Below are 23,850 nucleotides of genomic sequence, written 5' to 3'. Positions count from 1 at the left end.
ATTCTCGTCGATCCGGTTGCGGCCAATCATGATTTCCCGCTCAATCTCCATGGCAATGCCATGCAGGCTTTCCAGAATGCGGTCATAAGTCTTGCGGGTGAAGCTTGACGGATCGACCTCGAGCAGGGATTCATCGTATTGCCCGCGTCGGCTATCGCGGTCGAGTTCAGGAAATCGGTGTTCAGCATCGAATTGCCCAGCGTATTGCGCAGGAACGAGCTGAGCTGTAATTGCGCCGGATCATTGGGCGAATACCGGGTCAACAACAGCCGGACAAAATCAAACCGTTTGTCCGGGTCGACACCTTCGATGCTTTCCAGGGTGCTTGATGCAAGATCCAGAAATTTCACCAGACTGACCACATCCAGCATGCCGGCCGAAAGCGGGATCAGCATCGCGTTTGAGGCATAAAGCGCGGCAATCACGCAGAACGACATATGGGGTGGCGTGTCAAAAATCACCACGTCATAGGCGTCTTCGACGACGCTCAGCGCATCGGAAATCCGCGAGTAAAACGGGATGCCCTGGGCGGCGGCGGTGGCGGTTTCATATTCGAATTCGGTCAAAGAGATCGAACCGGGAATGATGTCGATATTGGGGAAATAGGTGGCTTGAATCGCATCTGCGATTGGCACACGCGCGTCACCGCTGCTTTGCTCTTCATAGCGCAGCACATCATAAATCGACGCGATATTGTCGAGGTCGGCCTGAATATCAAACAAGTCAGAGCAGCTTGCCTGCGGGTCGAGATCGACAATCAGAACCTTGAAGCCACGCATGGCCAGAAATTGCGCCAGATTGGCCGAGCATGTGGTCTTGGAGACCCCACCTTTCAGGTTGTAACACAGGATCTTGGTGGTTTCGTCGCCCTCGTGTTTACCGGGGTACATGTCATTGGAAATCTTGCCGGCTTCATAAAGCCGCTGTTGGATTTCGTGGATCTCTTCAAGCGAGAAGGTCCGGCGATTGCCGGATTCCATTTCGCCCTCTGGCAAACCTTCGATGGCCTTGAGATGATGGCGCAGGGTATTATAGTTCATACGAAAGGCAATATCGGCCATTTCGCGGATGGTGAATCGGCGCAAACCCTTGTCAGATTTGCGCGAATCGGGCGCATGTAGCCTGCTGGCCTGCTGACGCAGGGCTTCGTCCAACGCTTCGCTGAAGTTGCCAAGCGTCGCCGAGCCTAGAAGCTCTCTCATCTGCACCGTCCTCATCGGTTATTGTTTTTCTTACGACTACATCAGCAAACACCCGTAAGTCTACAAAAAGCTGACGAGATGGACGAATGCGGGTGGTGGCCGGTTTGGGTGATGGGCGGGCGTCATGCTGTTAAATTGATGTATTTCAACTGGTTAGAATGCCGAACTGCCCAAAACCCCGGCACCTTGGGTTATACAAGATTTATCCACAGGGCGCGGGATTTTCCGCGTTGTCCCGCCAAAACCACAAAGCAGGCCGCGAAATTGCCAAATGATTCCAATGGAATCGGCTTGTGTTCTGTCCGCTGGATCGGGCACGTCTGGTAAGCCTGTTCAATAGCGCCTAAATGGGCGGGGCAGGGTACTGGACGGCCAAGTTGACTGGATTTTGGCCGCAGACAAGCAGGGAGCGTCAGATGCAGAAGGTCACTTTGCCGGAACGGCCCAATTGGCGCGCCCATGCCGAGGAGGTCGGTTTTACCTTTGCGGACATGCACGGCGAACCCTATTGGGATGAAACCTCGGCCTATGCCTTTACGCTGGAACAGATCGAAAATGATCTGGAAGATCCGGCAACCGAATTGCACGCCATGTGCCGCGAGGCCGTTGCCAGGATCATCGACAGCGAGGCGCTGATGGAGCGTTTGGCAATTCCAGAAGCGCATCGTGATCTGGTCGCAGAAAGCTGGCGGCGCGCGGACCCGGAAATATATGGCCGGTTTGATTTTGCCTATGACGGCAAGACCCCGGCGAAGCTGCTGGAATATAATGCCGATACGCCGACGTCGCTCTATGAAAGCGCGGCGTTTCAATGGCAATGGCTGGAGGATCAGCTGGCCGCCGGCGTGTTGGCCGAAGGCTGTGACCAGTTCAATGGCATTCACGAGGCGCTGGTCGCGCGGTTTGGCGCGGTGTTCGAGGGCGGCAGCGACCTGCATTTTACGGCCGTCGGCGGCAATCCCGAAGATTACGGCACGGTCGAAGCGATGGGCTGGGCCGCGCGCGAGGCCGGGCTTGGCGCGCATTATTGCGATCTCGACAAGATAGCGATCAGCGAGGAGGGGCAATTCCTCGACGATCAGGACCGGGTGATGGCGGTGTTGTTCAAACTCTACCCATGGGAGGATCTGCTGCGCGACGATTATGCCGCGCATATTGCCGGGTCCGGGTGCCTGTTTCTGGAGCCCGCGTGGAAGGCATTGTTGTCGAACAAGGGGCTCTTGCCGGTGCTCTGGCAAATGTTCGAAGGTCATCCCAATCTTTTGCCGGCATTTTTCGAGGCCGACATCGGCGACGCATTGGCAGGGCAGGGGGCGGCTGCGCCGGATGTGGCAGAGGCCTTTGACCGGGCCGCGGCGCAACTGGCGGCGGGGCATGTGCGCAAACCGATCCTGTCGCGAGAAGGGGCATCGGTCGAGATCATCAAATCCGGCGAGGTGATCGAAGCGGCCCAAAATACCGACTATGACGAACACCCGCGCATCATTCAGGCCTATGTTCCGCTGCCCCGGTTCGACGGTTTCCGCCCCGTGATCGGTGCCTGGGTGGTGGGGGACACTTGTGTCGGCATTGGTGTCCGCGAGGACCGATCCCGCATCACCCAGGATTTGTCACGGTTCAAACCGCATTATATCAGCGTATAACATTCGAAACCCGGACGTTCCGATTTGACTAAAGGCAGGACACTCATGACCAAACGCTCAAAACGAGTTGCCATCGCGATCCTTGGGGCCGCCGCGTTTACGCTGGCGGGCTGCGAAGAGGAAACGGTGGACGCCAACGCCTTTCCCGATCTGCAAAGCTGCAAGGATGCAGCGTTTACGGATTCAAGCTTTACCCCCGAAGATTGCGAAACCTCTTTTGCCGCCGCAGAGACGCTGCATGTCGAAGCCGCACCGCGCTATGATAGCCAGGCGGTTTGCGAAGAACAGCACGGCGAAGGCGCCTGTGGCTCCGAAGCGGCCGCAACCCAGGGCGGGTCCGGCAGTATCTTCATGCCGTTGCTGGCGGGTTACCTGATCGGCAATATGCTGGGGGGACGGTCCGGCACCGCAGCCGCACAGCCGCTCTATAACAAAAAGGGTGGCGGTTTCACCAATGCGGCCGGCACCAGCAATTTTTCGTCGAACAAAGGTTCGGCAAAAATGAACACGTCACAGTTCAACCGCCCCGCCGCGACCGCCGGTAAGCCGCCAATGACCCGCGCCACTGCCGCGTCACGCGGTGGCTTTGGCAAGGCCGGTGGCGGTCGGGCCGGATTCGGCGGTTAACTACTTTTTGGCCAGGCTTTTCCCGGTGCTGATATCGCCCACCGTCAGTACCGGGGACGCATCCAGATCCTGCGCGTCCAGCATATCGGCCACGCGTTCCAGCGATGACACCAATTGCGCCTGTTCCCAATCCGCAAGCCGGGAAAACGCCTGAACATAGCGTTGTTGCAGGGCGTCGGGCGCATCGGCCAAACGTTCATGCCCCTGGGCCGTCGCCACGACATTGATCTGGCGGCGATCCTGCTCTGATGGAATGCGTTCCACCAGCGCCCTTTGCACCAGCTTGTCGACCAGCGCCGTCACGGTCGCCTGGCTGACCCCCATCTGATTGGCCAGCGTCTTTGGGGTGGTGCTGCTTTTTTCCGCGACAATTTGCAAAACACGCAGCTGCGTTGGCGTCAGACCAACCGCATGGGCAAGATCCCGCGCAAACAATTCCGTCGCGCGCAAGATGCGGCGCAGGGCAATCAGGCTGTCATCGGTACGGTCATTGGCGCGTGTTGTCATGGCGTAGTTTTGCACGAAATGGCCCGGTGTTTCAATCTATGAAGCATTTGAGCGGTGAAATTTGCCGCGCAGTTGTGGCAAATGGTTCGTGATTCAAATTAATTATGTCGCCATTCCCCGTGAAATAAGGCGATAAATCGCCGAAATCACGCGGTTTTAGCTTATTTTGCTTTGGTAGTTGAAGTTTTCGCATCATTCGACTACTTAGCTAATCAAATGAACTATGAGGTTGGAACACATGCCGAAAGACAGCGACACCCCTCGAAAACCTTTGCCCCGTCTGCGCAAACCTTCTGCGACGGATGGGGCGGCCATCTGGGCGCTTGTAAAAAGCTGCAAGCCGCTCGACGAGAATTCGATGTATTGCAACCTGATTCAGGCGGATCATTTCCGCGACACCTGTGTGGTGGCTGAATTGGACGGGGCGATTGTCGGCTGGATTTCCGGGCATATGGTCCCCGGCAAGAACGAGCTGTTTGTCTGGCAGGTGGCGGTCAGCCCCGCCGCACGCGGCATGGGTCTTGGCCGCAAGATGCTGCTTGAGTTGATCGAGCGTGACGCTTGCGATGATGCCACCAAGCTGAAAACCACGATTACTAAAGACAATGACGCCTCCTGGGCGCTGTTTCGCGGCTTTGCCCGCGCGATTGGCGGTGCTTTGGCGGATAAGCCGCATTTCGAACGGGATGCGCATTTCGATGGCCACCATGACACGGAACACATGGTGACGATTGCGTTGGCCGAGCCCAGAACACTGGTGCGCGCTGCGTAAATCCAAATCCAAAATTTATTCTGAAAGGACGTTTCATGACACAAGACATGAACGAAACCCGTCGTATTTTTGAACGCCGCGAAAGCGCCGCCCGGTCCTATTGCCGTGGCATGCCTGCGGTGTTTGACCGCGCCAGCGGATCCGAGATGACCGATGCCGAAGGGCGCAGCTGGATCGACTTTCTGGCCGGCTGCTCGTCGCTGAACTATGGTCATAACGACCCGGATATGAAATCGGCATTGATCGACCATATTGCCGGGGATGGCATTGCCCATGGTCTGGACCTGCACACCGGGACCAAGGCGGCCTTCTTGTCGGCTTTCGAAGACCATATCCTGACGCCGCGCGACATGGATCACCGGGTGATGTTCACCGGGCCGACCGGCGCCAATGCGGTCGAAGCCGCGATGAAGATCGCCCGCAAGGTCACAGGCCGCACCAATATCATCGCCTTCACCAATGGCTTTCACGGGGTGACCATGGGCGCGCTGGCCGCGACCGGCAATGGCTATCATCGCGGTGGGGCCGGGATGGCGACCAATGGCGTGACGCGGATGCCCTATGACGGCTATTTCGGTGCCGATACCGATACGACCGCCCAGCTTGACCAGATGCTGTCGGACAAATCCGGCGGTGTGGATGCGCAGGCCGCGATCATGCTGGAAACTGTGCAGGGCGAGGGGGGATTGAACGCCGCCCGCCCGGAATGGGTCAAATCCATCGCCGCGATTGCCAAGAAACATGGCGCCTTGCTGATCATTGATGACATTCAGGCGGGCTGTGGCCGCTGCGGCACGTTCTTCTCGTTCGAGGACATGGGCGTGACCCCCGATATCATCACCATGGCGAAATCGCTGTCCGGTTTCGGCCTGCCGATGGCGATGCTTCTGGTGCGTCCCGAATATGATGTGTTCGGCCCGGCGGAACACAACGGCACCTTCCGCGGCAACACCCATGCCTTTGTCACTGCGCGCGTGGCGATTGAAAAATTCTGGGCGGATGACGCGTTTCAGGCCGAGCTGGTTGAAAAAACCACATTGGTGCACATTGCCCTCAGCGATCTGGCGGCCATGGTGCCCGGGTCCCGCATGAAAGGCCGGGGATTGATGCAGGGTGTCGACGTCGGCAGCGGCGCATTGGCCTCGGCAATCTGTGCACGGGCCTATGAAAACGGGTTGATCATCGAAACCTCCGGCAATGAGGATCAGGTGGTCAAGGTTCTGGCCCCGCTGACCACGCCGGTCGACGTCTTCCGCAAAGGCTTTGACATCCTTTTGGATGCGGCGCGGGACGTGATCAACCAACCCACAAAATTCGCGGCGGAGTAACCGATATGATTGTCAGAGATTTCAACAAGATCGTCAAAGACCAACGCGACCGTGTCGTGGCCGATGCCAATTGGACCTCGGTGCGGATGTTGCTGGCGGATGATGGCATGGGGTTCTCGTTCCATATCACCTTTCTTGAGGAAGGGTCGGAACATACGTTTGAATACAAGAACCATTTCGAAAGCGTCTATTGCATGAAGGGCAAAGGATCGATCACCGATCTGGCGACCGGGGAAACCCATGAAATCGTGCCCGGCGTGATGTATGCCTTGAACGAACATGACCGCCACATCCTGCGGGCCGAAGAAGAATTGGTCATGGCCTGCGTGTTCAACCCGCCGGTGACCGGCACAGAGGTGCACCGCGAAGATGGGTCATATGCGCTTGTGACCGAGGATGCCTGAGATGAGCCATACTGTGGAAAAAATCGGTGGGACATCCATGTCCCGCCTCAAAGAGCTGCGCGAAACGCTGTTTATCGGCGAAAATACCGGCGCGGATCTTTATGGTCGCTTCTTTGTGGTGTCGGCTTTTGGCGGCATCACCAACCTGTTGCTCGAACATAAAAAGTCGGGTGAGCCGGGGGTTTTTGCCCTGTTTTCCAATGATGACACCAATCATGGCTGGCATGACAAGCTGGACGGTGTTGCCATCGCGATGAAGGCCGCCCATGCTGAGGTTCTGGAGCATCAGGCAGATATTCAACAGGCAGATTCCTTTGTCGAGGAACGCCTGCACGGCGCGCGCAATTGTCTGGTCGATTTGCAGCGGCTGTGTACCTATGGCCACTTCCGGCTGAATGAACACATGTCGCAAACGCGCGAATTGCTGTCCGGTCTGGGCGAGGCGCATTCCGCCTTTGTCACCACATTGATGCTGTGCCGCGCCGGGGTGAATGCGCGTTTTGTCGATCTTTCCGGCTGGCGTGACGAAGGTAATGTCACTCTGGACGAACGGATTACTCAGGCGCTGGATGGCGTTGATCCGGCCACGGAAATGCCGATCATCACCGGTTATGCCCAATGCGCCGAGGGGCTGATGGGGGAATATGACCGGGGATATTCCGAAGTGACATTTTCGCGTCTGGCCGCGCTGACCGGCGCGCGCGAAGCGATCATTCACAAGGAATTCCATCTGTCGTCCTGTGATCCAAAGCTGGTGGGTGAAGATGCGGTCAGAAAACTGGGCCGTACCAATTTCGATGTGGCGGATCAGCTGTCCAACATGGGGATGGAGGCGATCCACCCCAAGGCCGCGAAAATGCTGCGTCAGGCGGATGTGCCGTTGCGGGTGACCAATGCCTTTGATCCCGGTGATCCCGGCACGCTGATCGACGATCGCCCCGCCGATACCCCAGCCGCCGAGATTGTGACCGGCCAGAATGTGGTTACGCTGGAAGTCTTCGAACAGGACATGGTGGGGGTCAAAGGTTATGATGCCACGATCCTTGAGGTGCTGAAACGTCACAAGGTCTGGATCGTGTCCAAGGTGTCGAACGCCAACACAATCACCCATTACCTTGATACCTCGCTCAAGACGATGCGCCGGGTCGAGGACGATTTGGCCCGTGCATATCCAAGCGCGGTGATCACCACCCGCACTTTGGGCATGGTGTCTGTGATTGGTCGCGATCTGTCCGGGCTTTCGGTATTGGCGCGCGGGTTGCGTGCCCTGTCCGATCAGGGTCTGGATGTGATTGGCGCTTGTCAGGGGCCGCGCAATGTCGATGTGCAATTCGTGGTTGACCGTGATGCGCTGAAACCGGCGATCAAGGCGCTGCATGGCGAGATGATCGAAGAACGCAAACCAGAGCTGTCGCGCGCAGCGTGATGGAATTTGGGCGCGCCCCCGGCGGCGCGCCCATGGTTTTAAACCGGAACGGCCACCAGGCCGACGAAATCGCCGACCTTGACCAGACCCGGAATATGGCGGGCGGTGAAGATGCCGTTGCGGGCCGCTTTGCAGGATGCGGGCGCTTCGCCGGTGCGGTCGCTGGGCCAAATACGGGCAATGGTTTGCCCCTGCGTGACCGCATCCCCCAGATCGACCAGATATTCGATCAAACCGGCCCTTTCGGCAAAGACGAAACAGGTTTCATCGGGCATGTCCAATTGAACCGTTTCGTCAATTTCGATGTCACCCGATAGAATATTGGCATGGATCAACAGGTTGCGAATACCCTTGCGGGCAATGGCGACACTGCGCGCCGTGGCCGTGCCGCCCCGCCCAGTTCGGTGGTGACAAACACCTTGCCCTGCGCCTCGACCTCGGTGTCGAACATGCCCACATTGTCGATTTCCAGCATCCGCACCGAATACGGCGCGTTGAAGGCCTGCATTGCGGCCATACAGGCGGATTCCTGGGTCTTGGCGTCCAGAATATGCGCGGCAGCAAACGGCAGGAAATCCAACGTCCGGCCCCCGGAATGGAAGTCCAGCACAATATCGGATTGCGGCACCAGTTCGGTGACAATGTAGTGGCAGATCTTTTGCGTCACCGTGCCATCGGCCTGCCCGGAAAGCTGCGGTTCATGTTCAGCCCATCCACCGGCGAACAGCGCCGCCCCGCGGCAAAGGCGGGCGTGTTCATCATCGGCAGGATGATCACCCGCCCGCGGATGTCGTCCGGCTTCAGCGACATGGCCAGATCCTGTAGCGCAATGGGGCCTTCGTATTCGTCGCCATGATTGGCCCCGGTCAAAAGCGCCGTGGGCCCATCGGCATTGGCAATCACCGTGATCGGGATCATCACCGACCCCCATGCGCTGTCATCGCGGCTGTGCGGCAATTTCAGAAATCCATGGTGCACGCCGTCGGCGTCCAGCGGAATGGTGGGTGAAATCGGGTTTTCGGTCATTCTTTCACCCAGAGTTCGCGGGCAGTGGAGCACAGGCATTCAAAGCCGTCTTCGGTGATCAGGATCGGTTCCGTGATTTCAAGACCGCCATCGTCCAGCCACAGCGCCGGCATGAAATGAAAGGTCATGCCGGGTTCCAGCACGGTTGTATCCCCCCGGCGAAACGAAATCGTGCGCTCGCCCCAATCGGGCGGATAGCTGATGCCAATTGCATAGCCACAGCGGCTGTCCTTTTCGAACCCGGCTTTGTTCAGCGTGGCGTTGAATGCATTGGCAATATCCTGCGCCTGATTTCCGGGCTTCGCCTGTGCCAATCCGGCTTCTGTCGCCTCAAGTACGGCGGCCTCGGCATCGCGAAACTTCTGCGGCACCTCCCCAAGGAACAGCGTGCGCGATTGTGGGCATTGATACCGCCGGTGCGCGCCGGCGATTTCGAAAAACGTCATTCCCCCAATGCCATTGGCCGGTCATCCCATGTCAGATGTGGCGCGGTCGCGTCCAGCCCCGATGGGGCCATCGGCACAATCGCCGGGTAATCCCCCCAAAATCCATCTGCGCCGCGAATCCCGGTGGCATAGATTTCGGCGATCAGGTCATTCTTGCGCATGCCGGGTTCGGCCAATTCGTAAATGCGGGCGTGCATTTCTTCGACAATACGCGCGGCGCGGCGCATATATTCGATCTCGCGTTCCGATTTCACCGCCCGTTGCCAGTTCACCAGCCCGGTGGCGTCCTTGAACGTCGCATTTGGCAGCGCCGTGGTCAGGCGGTCATGGGCGCGGGCGGAGTAATAGTAATTGTCCATTTCGACCCCGATATGCGCGCTGTCTTGGCCCAGTTCGGCCAGCAGTTTGCCAAGCTCCTGCATCGGATGTTTGTCGGGGTTCTGGACAAAGGTGTCGTCATAGCCGCGAATATGGTCGTCTTGTTCCATGAAGACCGTGCGCTGTGCGCCCTGGGCATCCATGGCCCGCCCCCACCAGACCGGATCGCCGTCCAGCGTCAGGATCGCGGCCTGATAGACATAAAACGACCACCCGTCATATCCGGTCAGCCAGGACATGTTCGACGGATCGCAGATCACCAGAACCTCGATCCCGGCGGCGGACATTGCGTGCCGGGTCTTGGTGATGCGGCGCCGGTATTCTTCGGTGGTGAAATTCTTTTCAAACGTCGTCATGTGATGACCCCCTGATAGCCGCAGGGCTGCATGTTGCATCGGTGTCGACCAGAAGGCCAGTGCCCGCATGCCAAACCCGTTCGCTGCGCGAAACAATCCCGCCCAGCACTGGAGACCGCAAGCAAAATCAAATATATAGATCCCGCTTGGCCCCAAGCCGCGCGCAACGCTAGGAGAACGTGATGAACAAACAACTGACCAATGATCAATTGACGCAATGGGATCACGATCACTTTTTCCATCCGTCCACGCACCTGGGCCAATTTGCCCGCCAGGAAATGGGAAACCGCATCATCCAAACCGCCAGCGGGGTGCATATCACCGACCGCGAGGGTCGCAAATCTCTGGATGCTTTTGCCGGGTTGTATTGCGTCAACGTCGGATATGGCCGCCCCGAGATTGCCGAGGCGATTGCCGATCAGGCCAAGGAGCTGGCCTATTACCATTCCTATGTCGGGCATGGCACCGAGGCGTCGATCACCCTGTCCAAAATGGTGGCGGACCGCGCGCCGGAGGGCATGAACCACGTTTATTACGGCATGTCCGGCTCTGACGCGAATGAGACCAACATCAAACTGGTCTGGTATTACAACAACGTGTTGGGCCTGCCGCAAAAGAAAAAGATCATCTCGCGCTGGCGCGGCTATCATGGGTCCGGGTTGATGACCGGATCGCTGACCGGGCTGGAGCTGTTTCACAAGAAATTCGATCTGCCGCTGAGCCAGGTGATCCATACCGAAGCGCCGTATTATTTCCGCCGCGAAGACCGGTCGATGTCCGAGGCTGCGTTCTCTGCCGATTGCGCCGCAAAGCTGGAGGCGCTGATCGAGGCCGAAGGCCCCGACACCATCGCCGCATTCATCGGCGAACCGGTTCTGGGCACCGGCGGTATCGTGCCGCCCCCCGCCGGCTATTGGGAGGCGATCCAGAAGGTTCTGAAAAAGCACGATATCCTGCTGATCGCCGATGAGGTTGTGACCGGGTTTGGCCGTCTGGGCACGATGATGGGATCTGATCATTATGGGTTGAAACCCGATCTGATCACCATCGCCAAGGGTCTGACATCGGCCTATGCGCCGCTGTCCGGTTCGATTGTGTCTGATCGGATGTGGGAAGTGCTGGAACGTGGCACGGATGAATTCGGCCCGATCGGCCACGGCTGGACCTATTCCGCGCATCCCATCGGGGCCGCCGCCGGTGTGGCGAACCTGAAATTGCTCGACAGTCTTGATCTGGTGTCAAACGCGGGCGAAGTGGGCGCATATCTGAATGCCAGCATGGCCGCGGCCTTGGGCGACCATAAAAACATCGGCGATATTCGCGGCGAGGGCATGCTCTGCGCGGTGGAGCTGGTCAAGGACCGCGACGATCACCAGTTCTTTGATGCGTCGCAGAAGATTGCACCGCAGATCGTGGCCAAAATGCTGGACAAAGGCGTGATTGCCCGCGCCATGCCGCAGGGTGACATCATCGGCTTTGCGCCGCCCTTCTGTCTGGGCCGCGACGAGGCGGATCAGGTGGTTGCGGTGACCAAAGCGGCCATTGACGACATTCTGGGCTAAATTCCCGTCTGATGGCCCTAGGTGGTCGAGGCGCGTTCTGCCGCCTCGACCAGAAGATCCCGCGCAGTTTCAAGGTTCTGCGCCATGTTGTCCCGGCCGCCCGCTTCGGCGTGTGGCAGGAACGGACAGGTCAAAACCGCGATGACCCGCTGGTTTGCCGTGCGGATCGGCACGGAAATATCGGTCACCCCGACAAGCTGTTGGCTGGGCCCGATGCGGTAGCCGGTGTTGCGGATTTCTGCCAGCTCCTTGGCGACTTGTGGCGTCACTTCGGGGGTGTCACCCTCGGCCGTGGTCAGCATCTGCGCCATTTCGTCTGCGTTCTGAAACGCCAGCAACGTCAGACCGGAACTGGTGGTCAAAAGATCCAGAACGGCCCCGACCCGCAGCCGAAATTCCCAAGGCGAGCGGCTGGAGGCCTGAGCGACCACATGCGCCTGACCCATTTCCGGCACCGCCAAATGGACCGATTGCAGGCATTGGGCAGAGAAATTATCCATCAATGGTTGGACATGCGTCACCATCCGCCGCAGCGGAGGATAGGCCGACCCCAGCTGAAACAGCTTGATGCTCAACGCATATCGGTCGCCTTCGAATGAGCGGGTGACATAGTTCCGCGCCACCAGCCGTTCCACCATGCGGTAGATCTCGCTTGGGCTCTTGCCCATTGCCTTGACGATCTCGGATCGCGTCATTCCCCCCGGCTCCAACGCCAGAAGTTCAAGAATGTCCAAACCCTTATCAAGGGCAGGGGCCCTGTATCTCTGGTCTTTTGCGTCTTCGGCCACCGCGCCCTCATCTTCCTGGATTTCGAATGAATTGGGCCAATCCCGGTCAAAAGTCAACGCGCCGCAATTTGTGTTTGACCAAATATGAATAGCTGGTTTAGATATGAATGCGAGGATTTGGGAGGAACCACGATGAAAGACAAAACCATTCTGCTGACAGCCGCCGGTCAGGGCATGGGGCGCGCCAGCGCGATTGCCTGTTCGGCCCTTGGCGCCAAGGTGATTGCCACTGACATCAATGCCGATGCCCTGCGCGATCTGGCCCAGCACCATCCCGAAATCGAAACCCAGGTTCTGGATGTCTGTGACGGTCAGGCGATCGCGGAGCTGGCAGGGCGGGTCGGCCCGATTGACGGCTTGTTCAATTGCGCCGGGATTGTGCAGAACGGGACCATTCTGGATGTGACCGACGAAGACTGGGCGCTGTGTCTGGATGTGAATGTGACATCGGCGCTGCGGATGAGCCGCGCGTTTTTGCCGGGTCTGATTGAGCGGGCGAAGGTCACCGGATCGACATCTATCCTCAACATGGCGTCGATGGCATCGTCGATCAAAGGCTTCCCCAATCGCGCCACCTACGGCGCGACCAAGGCCGCTGTGATCGGTTTGACCAAATCCATCGCCGCGGATTTCGTCACCCAGGGCATTCGCTGTAATGCGCTTTGCCCCGGTACGGTCGACACGCCGTCGCTGCGGGGACGTATCGACAGTGCCGCAGACCCGGTGCAGGCGGAAAAAGATTTCATCGCCCGCCAGCCAATGGGCCGCTTGGCGACTGTCGACGATCTGACACCGATGATCACCTATCTGCTGTCGGATGCCAGCAAGTTTGTCACCGGGCAGGCCTTTCTTGTCGACGGTGGTGTCACGATCTGATCGCGCACCGGGGAGGGGATACGCAAAATGAAAACTCTTGTAGCCATGGAAGGCATCGAAAAACGCTTTCCCGGCGTGCATGCCTTGAAAAACGTGCGTTTCGATCTGCGCGCGGGCGAGGTGCATGCGTTGATGGGCGAAAACGGCGCCGGCAAATCAACGCTGATGAAAATTCTGTCCGGGGTCTATTCCCGCAACGGCGGCACGGTCGAGGTTGACGGCAAGCTGGTGGAATTCGATGGGCCACGGGCGGCACAGGACGCCGGCGTCGGGATCATTCATCAGGAACTGAGCCTGATGAACGACCTGACTGCAGCGCAAAACATCTTTATCGGTCGCGAGCCGCGTTTGCGGTTCGGGCGGCTGGACGAGGCGGCGTTGAACGCACAAGCCGCTGAAATCTTTTCGCAAATGAACCTCGCGCTCGATCCGCGCACGCCGATCCATCAGATGACCGTTGCAATGCAGCAAATGGTCGAGATCGCCAAGGCGCTGAGCTATCGCTCTCATATTCTGGTGATGGACGAACCGACCGCCGCGTTGAACGATGCCGAGATTGCCGATCTGTTCACCATCATCCGCAAGCTGCGCAGCGAAGGCGTGGGCATCATCTATATCAGCCACAAGATGGACGAGCTGAAGCAGATTGCCGACCGGGTGACGGTGATGCGCGACGGCGAAACGGTTGGCACGGTCGAGGCCGCCACAACCCCGATTTCCGAAATCATTTCGATGATGGTGGGGCGTGAGCTGGGCGATGGCGCGCTTGACCTTCCGCAGGTCGATCAAAACGACATCGCGCTGGAGGTCACCGGCCTGACCCGTGGCCGGGTGGTCAAGGATGTGTCGTTCAAGGTCCACAAAGGCGAGATCCTGGGGTTCGCCGGGTTGATGGGCGCGGGCCGCACGGAAGTGGCGCGGGTCATCTTTGGCGCTGATCCCCGGGTCGCGGGCACGATCAAGGTGCACGGCCATCGGGTTGATATCAAAAGCCCGGCAGACGCTGTTGCCGCCGGCATTGGCTATCTGTCCGAGGACCGGAAACATTTTGGTCTGGCGACCGGCATGGATGTGCGCGCCAATGTGGCCATGGCCAGTCTGGATCGCTTTACCTCGCGTGTTGGGGTGCTGGACGAAGCGGCGATGCGCACGACCGCCAATGATTACATCGCCCAATTGGGCATTCGCACGCCGTCCGATCGTCAGGAAGTGCGGCTGTTGTCAGGGGGCAATCAGCAAAAGGTGGTGATTGCCAAATGGCTGCTGCGCGATTGCGATGTGTTGATCTTTGACGAACCGACGCGTGGCATTGATGTCGGCGCCAAGGCGGAGATCTACAAACTTTTGCTGGATCTGGCGGCGCAGGGCCGCGCCATCATCGTGATTTCATCCGAGCTACCTGAGGTTCTGCGCCTCAGCCACCGGATTGCTGTCATGTGCGAAGGCACGCTGACCGGCATTCTCGACCGGTCCGAGGCGACCCAGGAAAGCATCATGAAATTGGCGACGCAAACCATGCGAGACCCATCCGCAACAGGGGAGGCTGTCCAATGACCGCAACCGATACAGACGCACCAAAAGGCGCATTTGCCAAACTTGCCGCATCCGGCGCGCATCAAAAACTGCTGGCCTTTGCCAGCCTGCTGATCCTGCTTCTGGGGTTCAGCCTGGCCTCACCCAATTTCATGCAAACCGCCAATATCATTGCGATTTTGCAGGCGACTTCGGTCAACGGCGTGTTGGCGGTGGCGGCGACATTGGTGATCATCACCGGCGGCATTGATCTGTCGGTTGGCACATTGATGACCTTTACCGCGGTGATGACCGGGGTGGTGTTGACCAAATTGGGAATGCCGCTGCCGCTTGGGGTTGTGACGGCGATTGGCGCCGGGGCCTTCTGTGGATTTTGTTCGGGCACCTTTGTGGCCAAGATGAAAATCCCGCCCTTCATTGCCACGCTTGGCATGATGCTGATCCTCAAGGGGTTGAGCCTGGTGATTTCCGGCACGCGGCCAATCTATTTCAACGACACACCGGGGTTTGATCTGATCTCGCGCGGGTCATTGATTGGCGCGGTGTTTCCCGGCTTGCCCATTCCCAACGGCGTGCTGATCCTGTTCGTGGTGGCAGGGGCGGCGGCCTATGTCCTGAGCAGGACGGTTCTGGGGCGTTATTGCTTTGCGCTTGGCAGCAACGAGGAATCCGTGCGGCTTTCGGGCGTCAACACAGATTGGTGGAAAATCGCGATCTACAGCCTGTCCGGCGCGATTGTCGGCATTGGCGGCCTGTTGATTGCCTCGCGGTTGAATTCTGCGCAGCCTGCCCTGGGGCTTGGCTATGAGCTAGAGGCGATTGCCGCCGTGGTGATTGGTGGCACATCTCTGGCGGGCGGGCGCGGCACCATCCTTGGCACCCTGATCGGCGCGCTGATCATGGCGGTGTTGACCAACGGGTTGCGCATCCTGTCGGTGGCACAGGAATGGCAGACCGTGGTGACCGGCGCGATCATCATTCTGGCGGTCTATGCCGACCAGGTCCGACGCAACAAATCCGCTTAATCAAAAACAAGAACGGCGATGAACGCCCGCGATCACACAGACGACAACATTTCATTGGAGGAAACAACATGCTGAACAGACGCACATTGATGGGCACGCTGAGTGCCACTGCGCTGGTGCTGACCACGGGCCTGGCCCAGGCCCAGGACACGGTCTATATCCCGCTGATTTCCAAAGGGTTCCAGCACCAATTCTGGCAGGCGGTAAAGGCCGGTGCCGATCAGGCAGCCGAGGAATTCGGCATCGAAGTCACCTTCGAAGGCCCGGATACAGAAGCCCAGGTTGATCGCCAGATCGACATGCTGGCCGCCGCGTTGGCCAAGAATCCGGCTGCCATCGGCTTTGCCGCGCTCGACAGCCAGGCGGCAATCCCGCTGTTGCGTCAGGCCCAGAATGCCGGCATTCCGATTGTTGCCTTTGACAGCGGTGTCGACAGCGACATTCCGGTGGCCACAGCCACCACCGACAACATTGCGGCGGCCGGACTTGCGGCGGACAAAATGGCCGAATTCATCGGCGGCGCGGGCAAGGTTGCCGTCATCGCCCATGACCAGACCAGCCGCACCGGCATCGACCGTCGCGATGGGTTCGTCAACCGGATCGAAGAAGCCTATCCCGACATCGAGATCGTGACCGTTCAATACGGCGCGGGGGATCAGCTTCAATCGACCGAAATCGCCAAATCCATTCTGATCGCAAATCCCGATCTCAAAGGCATGTTTGGCACCAACGAAGGTTCGGCGATTGGCGTGGTCAATGGCGTGCGCGAAAGCGGCGCCGAGGGCATCACCATCATTGGTTACGACAGCGGCGCGGCGCAAAAGGATGCGATCCGCTCTGGTCTGATGGCGGGCGCGATCACCCAGAACCCGGTGGGCATTGGGTATGAAACCGTCAAGGCCGCGCTTATGGCGACCAAGGGCGAAACCGTCCCGGCAACCATCGACACTGGTTTCTATTACTACGACGCCAGCAATATCGACGACCCGGAAATCGCGGCCGTCCTTTACGATTGATCAAGACACACCAAGGGCGGCGGCCGGTCGGTGGCCGCCCATTTTCTATGATTTCCCCCAGATGGAGCGCGAGGCCCGATGAAATTTTTACGCTATGGCCCCAAAGGGCAAGAAAAACCCGGCCTGTTGGACGCTGACGGTGCGGTGCGCGACCTGAGCGGCATTCTGCCCGATCTCGCCGGGGCGGCGCTGTTGCCGGAAAAACTGGCCGAGATTTCGGCGATGGACATTCAGGCCTTGCCGGTTGTGACCGGCGTGCCGCAACAGGATCTGCGGCTTGGGCCCTGTGTGGCGGGCATTGGAAAATTCATCTGCATTGGCCTGAACTTCGCGGACCACGCCGCCGAAACCGGATTGGCCATTCCAAAAGAGCCGGTGATTTTCAACAAATGGACCTCGGCGGTTGTTGGCCCGGACGACGATGTGCAAATCCCGCGCGGATCGGTCAAGACCGATTGGGAGGTCGAACTGGGCGTCGTGATCGGCAAGGCCGGCAGCTATATCGACGAGGCTGACGCGCTGAGCCATGTGGCCGGGTTCTGTGTCGTCAATGACGTGTCCGAACGCGAATTTCAGATCGAACGCGAAGGCACCTGGGACAAGGGCAAGGGCTGTGACACCTTTGGGCCGACCGGGCCATGGTTGGTGACCCCGGACGAGGTTGGCGATTTCGACAATCTGGCCATGTGGTGCGATGTCGATGGCGAACGCTATCAAAACGGCACCACCGCGACGATGGTCTACAAGGTGCCGTTCCTGATTTCCTATTGCTCGCGCTTCATGTCGTTGCAGCCCGGTGATGTGATTTCGACCGGCACACCGCCCGGCGTTGGCATGGGGCAAACACCGCCTGTGTATCTGAAGGGCGGCGAAGTGATGGAGCTGGGCATCGAAAAGCTGGGCACACAACGACAGAATGTGCGCGGGGCGATGTCATGAGCACGATCACCGGTCTGCGCACGATTGACGTGCGGTTTCCGACGTCAGAATCGCTGGATGGTTCTGATGCGATGAACCCCGACCCGGATTATTCCGCCGCCTATGTGGTGTTGGAAACCGACGGCGCCCACGAAGGTCACGGGCTGACCTTTACCATTGGGCGCGGCAACGAAATCTGTACCGCCGCGATTGCGGCGCTGCGTCCCTTGGTTGTGGGGTTGGAGACCGATTGGATCGCCGCCGATATGGGGCGGTTCTGGCGGCATGTTACCTCTGACAGCCAGCTGCGCTGGATCGGCCCGGATAAGGGCGCGATCCATCTTGCCACCGGCGCGGTGGTCAACGCGGCCTGGGATCTCTGGGCCAAAGAGGCGGGCAAGCCGGTTTGGCAACTGGTCGCGGACATGACGCCCGAGGAATTGGTGCGCTGCATTGATTTCCGGTATCTGACCGATTGCATCACCCCGGAATGGGCGTTGGAGTTCCTGACAAAACAGGCCGCGACCAAGGCCGATCGCGTCGCCACGCTCAAAGCCGAGGGATACCCCTGTTATACCACCTCTGCCGGGTGGCTGGGCTATGACGATGCCAAGCTGCGCCGTCTCTGCCGCGAGGCGGTGGATGCCGGGTTCAAACATGTGAAAATGAAGGTCGGTCGCGATCTGGAAGATGATATTCGCCGCCTGACCATCGCGCGTGATGAATGCGGGCCGGACGTCAACCTGATGATCGACGCCAATCAGGTGTGGGAAGTCGATCAAGCCATTGACTGGGTCAGGAAATTGTCTTTCGTCAATCCGTGGTTCATCGAAGAACCCACCAGCCCGGATGATATCGAAGGCCACCGCAAGATCCGCGAAGCCATCGCCCCGGTACAGGTCGCCACGGGCGAAATGTGCCAGAACCGCATTATTTTCAAACAGTTGATCATGCGTGGTGCCATTGACGTGGTGCAGATCGACAGCTGCCGCATGGGCGGTCTGAACGAGGTTCTGGCGGTCATGTTGATGGCGGCGAAATACGATCTGAAGGTCTGTCCCCATGCCGGGGGCGTCGGGCTTTGTGAATATGTGCAGCATATGTCGATGATCGACTATCTCTGCATTTCCGGCACGCGTGAGGGCCGGGTGATCGAATTTGTCGACCATCTGCACGAACACTTCCTTGATCCCTGCACAATTCAGAACGCGGCCTATATGCCGCCGGAAATGCCGGGCTTTTCGATCGAAATGAAGGCGGCGTCGCTGGCGGAATATACGTTCAAAGGGAACGTTTGAATGGATCTGGGATTGCAGGGCAGGGTGGTTTTGGTCACCGGCGGCGCATCGGGCATTGGTGCAGCGATTTCGTCCTCACTGGCACAGGAGGGGGCAATCCCCGTCATCCTGTGCCGCAGCGCCGCTGACCCGGATTTTGTCAAAGAGATCCGGGCCAAAAGCCCAAGGGCGATGATCATCCTGACCGAATTGACCGAGGATGCCCAATGCCGCCGGGCGGTGGATCAGGTGCTGGCCGAATTTGGCCGGATTGATGGTCTGGTCAATAACGCCGGCGCCAACGACAGTATCGGTCTGGACGCGGGCCCAGAGGCGTTTCGCGCCTCTATCGACAACAACCTGACGCATTACTACACCATGGCGCATCTCTGTGTGCCGCATCTGCGCAAAACGCAGGGCGCGATTGTCAACGTGTCGTCAAAGACCGCGATCACCGGGCAGGGCAATACCTCGGCCTATGCAGCGGCCAAAGGCGCGCAGCTGGCCCTGACGCGGGAATGGGCGGCGGCGCTGGCGGCAGAGGGCGTTCGGGTGAACGCGGTCATCCCGGCCGAAAGCATGACGCCGCTATATGAGCGATGGATCAAAACCTTTGACGAGCCGCAGGCGCAGCTGGCGGAAATCACCCGGCGGATTCCGTTGGGCCATCGGATGACCCTGCCGGCGGAATTGGCGGATCAGGTTGTGTTCCTGTTGTCGCCCCGCGCGGGGCACACCACCGGGCAATGGGTGTTTGTCGATGGCGGTTACACGCATCTGGACCGGGCCCTGGATGGTGCGCCGGATGGGACATAACCCAGCGGCGGATCTTTTGATCCCTGGACTTGCTGTCCGAGGTTAAGATCCGCCGGGATTAGCCACGCTGTGGATCTGTACCGGAGCGCGGCGGGCGCTTGTCGCTCAGAATGGCCTTGAGATGGTGAAATTTTTCACCCTGGATCGCGACATGGCTGTGCAATGCGCGGCCTGCCTCTGCCGCGTCGCCCCGGCTGAGGGCGTCAAGCACCGCATCATGTTCAGACAAAGATTGCGCCATACGGCCACGCAGTGACAATTGCAGCCGCCGAAATGGCTGCAAGCGCCGCTGGAGCTTGCGCGCCTCGCCCTCCAGAAAACCATTGCACGAAGCTGCATAAATCAACTGATGAAATGCTTCATTGTGGCCGTAATAGGCGTCTGGATCATTGGCCTGGGCCGCCTTTGTGCAGCGCTGATTGGCCTCGCGCAGATCCGCCAGCGCCGCGTCGGTCATTCGGCTTGCGGCATAGCGGGCGCAGATCGCCTCCAGCTCGGCCATGACTTCGAACATTTCCATCAGTTCCACCGGGCCCGGCTGGCGCACGAAAACCCCACGGCGCGGCACATGTTCCACCAATCCAGAATGCGCCAATCGGTTCAACGCCTCGCGGATCGGCGTGCGCGAGACCAGAAACCGGTCCGCCAATTGCACCTCGTCCATGCGGTCACCGTCGCAAAAGGTGCCGTCAAATATCAGTTGTTCGATCGCCGCAGCAATCACATCGGGGCGGGTTCGGTCCATGGATTGTAAGTCGCATATGTCGGCGTGGAACGCAATCCCGACCAAATTGCATACAATCTGTTTGACTTTGAATAACGTTGATGTTTGATTACCGGCAATTCCAACCCGGTGGGGCCGCCGATTCCGCAAATGATGCGCGGTCGGCAGGGGGCCAATCCCGGACCAACCCTGGACGGAGTGCGCGACATGACCCTTTTGGTGGATCTGCTTTCCACATTGTTTGAACGGCGCCACCGCATGGGTGCACCAGAGCCGGATGGCCGCAGCATGCAGGATTTGACCAAAGATCTGATCGGGGCGACCGGAGAGGTGTCTGGCCAGGCTATGGCGCATACCCTGCTGGATCGCTATGGCCGATGGACAGATGCGGAAAAGCGCGCCTTTTTCCACCATCTGGCCGCCAATATGGACATCCACCCCGAAACGGTCAGGGCCGCGCTGGACAGCTATGTTGCCGAGCCGGGGAAAGCGTCATATCGGCGTTTTCTTGCCTCGGCCGAAGCGCCACGCCAGGAATTGATCCGCCGCTTGAACCAGGTGCCGGGGGCGACGCGGGTTTTGGTGCAGATGCGGGCCGATCTGTTGCGGCTTGGGGCCGGGGATGATGCCCTGATGGCGCTTGATCTGGATTTCCGCCATCTGTTTGCCAGTTGGTTCAACCGCGGGTTCCTTGTGCTGCGGTCGATCAATTGGCAAAGCCCGGCGGCGGTTCTGGAGAAAATCATTGCCTATGAGGCCGTGCACGCCATCGGCAGTTGGGATGACCTGCGCCGCCGATTGAAACCGGCAGACCGGCGCTGTTTTGCCTTTTTCCACCCGGCCATGCCGGATGAGCCGCTGATCTTTGTCGAGGTAGCCTTGACCCAGGGCACCCCCGATTTAATCCAGGCACTTTTGGCGGACCAGGGCGAAGCTCTGGCGGCTGACAAGGCCGACACGGCGGTGTTTTATTCGATTTCCAATTGTCAGGCCGGCTTGGCGGGGATTTCCTTTGGCAACTTTCTGATCAAACAGGTGGCCGCCGACCTTTCGGCGGAGGTTCCGACGCTTGCGACCTTTGTTACCCTGTCGCCCTTGCCCGGCTTTCAAAACTGGCTTGCGGCGCAGGACATCCCGCATGACCCGGATGATGATCACCAGATGCGGCAATTGGCGGCGCGTTACCTGATCCTGGAAAAGCGTCCCGACGGCCAGCCGATTGATCCGGTCGCGCGGTTCCATCTTGGCAATGGAGCGCAGATCTGTGCGCTGCATGCGGCGGCGGATACCTCGGACAAGGGGCTGCGGCAATCGGCGGGGGTGATGGTCAATTATCTTTACGATCTGACGCGTGTGGCCCAGAACCACGACAGTTTTGCGACCGCGCGCACCATTGCCGCCACGCCGGATGTGCATACTCTGGCAGCGGCGGCGACGCCCAAAGTTGAAAAGGAAGCTCTGCATTGAACCCGCTATATGATCACTTGTTTGGTGCCCACAAAGGCAAGACATCCCCATTTCTGACGGTGCCGGGCGGCGAGAGTTGGAGCTACGACCGCTTTTTGACCACCGCTGCGCGGTTTGCCCATGCTCTGGTGAAGGCCGGGCTTGTGCCGGGCGATCGGCTTGCGGCCCAGGTCCAGAAAAGCCCGGAGGCGCTGGCGCTTTATGCCGCCTGTGTGCAGGCGGGGATCGTGTTTTTGCCGCTCAACACCGCCTATACCGAAAGCGAACTGGGATATTTCATCGAAAATTCCGGCGCGCGGCTGGTGGTGGGCGATGGTGCCGCCGAAGCGGGGCTAGCCCCATTGGCGGCCAAAACCGGCGCACAATTCCTGTCCCTGAATGGGGATGGCAGCGGCAGCCTGCCAAGCGCGGCCGCCGACCAGCCCGGTGATTTCGACACAATCGCCCGTGATATAGATGATCTGGCCGGGCTGCTTTATACTTCGGGCACAACCGGCCGGTCCAAAGGCGCGATGCTGACACAGGGCAATCTGCTGTCCAATGCGCAAACCCTGGTCGCGGCCTGGCGGTTCACGGCGGATGATGTGTTGCTGCATGCCCTGCCAATTTTCCACACCCATGGGCTTTTCGTGGCGTCGAACATCACCGCACTGGCCGGGGGGCAGATGATTTTTGCGCCCAAATTCGATCTTGATGTCATGCTGGCCGAATTGCCGCGTGCCACCACGATGATGGGGGTGCCGACCTTCTATACCCGGTTGCTGGATGATCCGCGCTTCACCGGGGCGGCCAGCGCGCATATGCGGTTGTTCATTTCCGGCAGCGCGCCCCTGCTGGCCGAAACCCATCAACGGTTTGAGGCACGCACAGGTCACCGAATTCTGGAACGGTACGGCATGACCGAAACAAATATGAACACCTCAAACCCCTATGACGGCGACCGGCGGGCCGGCACGGTGGGCATGCCGTTGCCCGGGGTTGAATTGCGGGTCACCGATCCCGAAACCGGCGTTGCCCTGCCGCGGGGCGAGGTTGGCCAGATAGAGGTGCGTGGGCCAAATGTGTTCAAGGGCTATTGGCAAATGCCCGAGAAAACCGCCGCAGAGCTGCGCGACACAGGGTTTTTCATCACCGGCGATTTGGGCATTGTCGATCAGGATGGCTATGTCACCATTGTCGGGCGCAACAAGGATCTGATTATCGCCTGCGGCTACAATATCTATCCCAAGGAAATCGAATTGGTGCTGGATGCCCAGCCCGGCGTGTTGGAAAGCGCAGTGATCGGCGTGCCACATGCGGATTTTGGCGAAAGCGTGGTGGGCATTGTCGTGCCCGAACCGGGGCAAACGCCGGATCTGGCGGCAATCCAGACCGCATGTGAACAAAGCCTCGCGCGGTTCAAACACCCCCGCAAGCTGGTGATCTGTCCAGAGCTGCCGCGCAATACGATGGGCAAGGTGCAAAAGAACATTCTTCGCGATCGTTTTGGAACCGGTGAGATCGCGGGCTGACCTGATCAGACCTGCGACCGGGGTGAAACGGGTGTCTGGGCTTTGTCGCCTGTGGTGGATTGGGTTCCGCCCAGGCGGTGGCCCGCGCGACGCCCCCTTGTTCAAAGCGGTGAAGGAATGTGCTCCAGATTTCACCGCTGTTGCAACCAAGTAGAAATGTCCCTCGCTCCGCAAAGTAGAAATGTCACCAAGTGCGCTGACGGTAGCAAAGCCTGACAGGGC

General features: G+C 59.2%; 20 protein-coding genes and 2 pseudogenes. 16 read left to right on the top strand and 6 right to left on the bottom strand.

Annotated elements, in window-relative coordinates:
- Positions 1-26 precede the first annotated feature (26 nt).
- On the bottom strand, positions 27-1,202 hold the full coding sequence (locus AC0L4F_RS19730) for an AAA family ATPase (RefSeq protein WP_244691094.1): 1,176 nt from the start codon (positions 1,200-1,202) through the stop codon (positions 27-29).
- A 416-nt stretch (positions 1,203-1,618) separates the two neighbouring features.
- Between AC0L4F_RS19730 and AC0L4F_RS19725 the strand changes: the two genes are divergently transcribed.
- Both AC0L4F_RS19725 and AC0L4F_RS19720 read left to right on the top strand, forming a co-directional pair.
- Positions 1,619-2,845, top strand: coding sequence for a glutathionylspermidine synthase family protein (locus tag AC0L4F_RS19725; protein ID WP_244691093.1), 1,227 nt, complete (start codon positions 1,619-1,621; stop codon positions 2,843-2,845).
- 45 nt (positions 2,846-2,890) lie between these two features.
- A complete protein-coding gene (locus tag AC0L4F_RS19720) occupies positions 2,891-3,472 on the top strand; it encodes a DUF1190 domain-containing protein (protein WP_244691092.1) in 582 nt (193 codons plus the stop codon).
- Here the strand turns inward: AC0L4F_RS19720 and AC0L4F_RS19715 are convergent, their stop codons facing one another.
- Positions 3,473-3,979, bottom strand: a complete 507-nt coding sequence (locus AC0L4F_RS19715) for a MarR family winged helix-turn-helix transcriptional regulator (RefSeq protein WP_244691091.1) — start codon at positions 3,977-3,979, stop codon at positions 3,473-3,475.
- 238 nt (positions 3,980-4,217) lie between these two features.
- Between AC0L4F_RS19715 and ectA the strand changes: the two genes are divergently transcribed.
- The 4 genes from ectA to AC0L4F_RS19695 are packed head-to-tail and all read left to right on the top strand — an operon-like array spanning position 4,218 to position 7,909.
- Entirely contained in the window at positions 4,218-4,751 is a 534-nt protein-coding gene (ectA, locus tag AC0L4F_RS19710) for a diaminobutyrate acetyltransferase (protein ID WP_244691090.1), read from the top strand.
- Positions 4,752-4,786: 35 nt separating this feature from the next.
- Complete coding sequence (gene ectB, locus AC0L4F_RS19705; protein ID WP_244691089.1) at positions 4,787-6,079, top strand: diaminobutyrate--2-oxoglutarate transaminase; 1,293 nt, start codon at positions 4,787-4,789, stop codon at positions 6,077-6,079.
- Positions 6,080-6,084: 5 nt separating this feature from the next.
- The gene (locus tag AC0L4F_RS19700; RefSeq protein WP_244691088.1) at positions 6,085-6,483 is read left to right on the top strand and encodes an ectoine synthase; all 399 of its coding nucleotides are present in this window, start codon (positions 6,085-6,087) and stop codon (positions 6,481-6,483) included.
- Between the two features lies 1 nt (position 6,484).
- On the top strand, positions 6,485-7,909 hold the full coding sequence (locus AC0L4F_RS19695; RefSeq protein WP_244691087.1) for an aspartate kinase: 1,425 nt from the start codon (positions 6,485-6,487) through the stop codon (positions 7,907-7,909).
- A 38-nt stretch (positions 7,910-7,947) separates the two neighbouring features.
- Here the strand turns inward: AC0L4F_RS19695 and doeB are convergent.
- Together doeB and doeA are read right to left on the bottom strand one after the other, a co-directional pair.
- Positions 7,948-8,935 (bottom strand): annotated as a pseudogene (gene doeB / locus AC0L4F_RS19690) (N(2)-acetyl-L-2,4-diaminobutanoate deacetylase DoeB).
- Positions 8,932-10,115 (bottom strand): annotated as a pseudogene (doeA, locus tag AC0L4F_RS19685) (ectoine hydrolase DoeA). Before doeA ends, doeB begins: the two co-directional pseudogenes overlap by 4 nt.
- 182 nt (positions 10,116-10,297) lie before the next feature.
- On the opposite strand from doeA, the gene AC0L4F_RS19680 reads away from it, so the two are divergent.
- A complete protein-coding gene (locus AC0L4F_RS19680) occupies positions 10,298-11,677 on the top strand; it encodes an aspartate aminotransferase family protein (protein ID WP_244691086.1) in 1,380 nt (459 codons plus the stop codon).
- Between the two features lie 17 nt (positions 11,678-11,694).
- Here AC0L4F_RS19680 and AC0L4F_RS19675 read toward each other — a convergent pair whose 3' ends face one another.
- On the bottom strand, positions 11,695-12,465 hold the full coding sequence (locus AC0L4F_RS19675) for an IclR family transcriptional regulator (RefSeq protein ID WP_348524135.1): 771 nt from the start codon (positions 12,463-12,465) through the stop codon (positions 11,695-11,697).
- A gap of 132 nt (positions 12,466-12,597) precedes the next feature.
- Here AC0L4F_RS19675 and AC0L4F_RS19670 point away from each other — a divergent pair, with 132 nt between their 5' ends.
- The 7 genes from AC0L4F_RS19670 (at position 12,598) to AC0L4F_RS19640 (ending at position 19,926) form a co-directional block, all read left to right on the top strand.
- Complete coding sequence (locus tag AC0L4F_RS19670) at positions 12,598-13,341, top strand: SDR family oxidoreductase (RefSeq protein ID WP_244691084.1); 744 nt, start codon at positions 12,598-12,600, stop codon at positions 13,339-13,341.
- Positions 13,342-13,368: 27 nt separating this feature from the next.
- On the top strand, positions 13,369-14,895 hold the full coding sequence (locus AC0L4F_RS19665; RefSeq protein WP_244691083.1) for a sugar ABC transporter ATP-binding protein: 1,527 nt from the start codon (positions 13,369-13,371) through the stop codon (positions 14,893-14,895).
- Complete coding sequence (locus AC0L4F_RS19660; RefSeq protein WP_244691082.1) at positions 14,892-15,899, top strand: ABC transporter permease; 1,008 nt, start codon at positions 14,892-14,894, stop codon at positions 15,897-15,899. The genes AC0L4F_RS19665 and AC0L4F_RS19660 overlap by 4 nt, the downstream gene beginning before the upstream one ends.
- A gap of 68 nt (positions 15,900-15,967) precedes the next feature.
- On the top strand, positions 15,968-16,915 hold the full coding sequence (locus AC0L4F_RS19655) for an ABC transporter substrate-binding protein (RefSeq protein ID WP_244691081.1): 948 nt from the start codon (positions 15,968-15,970) through the stop codon (positions 16,913-16,915).
- 78 nt (positions 16,916-16,993) lie between these two features.
- Positions 16,994-17,854 (top strand): fumarylacetoacetate hydrolase family protein, encoded by an 861-nt coding sequence (locus AC0L4F_RS19650; RefSeq protein ID WP_244691080.1) that lies wholly within the window; start codon positions 16,994-16,996, stop codon positions 17,852-17,854.
- Entirely contained in the window at positions 17,851-19,131 is a 1,281-nt protein-coding gene (locus AC0L4F_RS19645) for an L-fuconate dehydratase (RefSeq protein WP_244691079.1), read from the top strand. The genes AC0L4F_RS19650 and AC0L4F_RS19645 overlap by 4 nt, the downstream gene beginning before the upstream one ends.
- A complete protein-coding gene (locus AC0L4F_RS19640; protein ID WP_244691078.1) occupies positions 19,132-19,926 on the top strand; it encodes an L-fucose dehydrogenase in 795 nt (264 codons plus the stop codon). It abuts the gene before it with no gap.
- A gap of 58 nt (positions 19,927-19,984) precedes the next feature.
- On the opposite strand, the gene AC0L4F_RS19635 is transcribed toward AC0L4F_RS19640, so the two are convergent.
- Positions 19,985-20,671, bottom strand: coding sequence for a GntR family transcriptional regulator (locus AC0L4F_RS19635; RefSeq protein ID WP_244691077.1), 687 nt, complete (start codon positions 20,669-20,671; stop codon positions 19,985-19,987).
- Between the two features lie 186 nt (positions 20,672-20,857).
- Here AC0L4F_RS19635 and AC0L4F_RS19630 point away from each other — a divergent pair, with 186 nt between their 5' ends.
- On the top strand, positions 20,858-22,117 hold the full coding sequence (locus AC0L4F_RS19630; protein ID WP_244691076.1) for a malonyl-CoA decarboxylase: 1,260 nt from the start codon (positions 20,858-20,860) through the stop codon (positions 22,115-22,117).
- Positions 22,114-23,628, top strand: a complete 1,515-nt coding sequence (locus AC0L4F_RS19625; protein ID WP_244691075.1) for a malonate--CoA ligase — start codon at positions 22,114-22,116, stop codon at positions 23,626-23,628. Before AC0L4F_RS19630 ends, AC0L4F_RS19625 begins: the two co-directional genes overlap by 4 nt.
- Positions 23,629-23,850: the final 222 nt, after the last annotated feature.

The sequence above is a fragment of the Marinovum sp. J2-8 genome (assembly GCF_055808435.1).
Note: the sequence above shows the minus strand (reverse complement) of the source record. Positions and strands in the feature narration are given on the sequence as shown.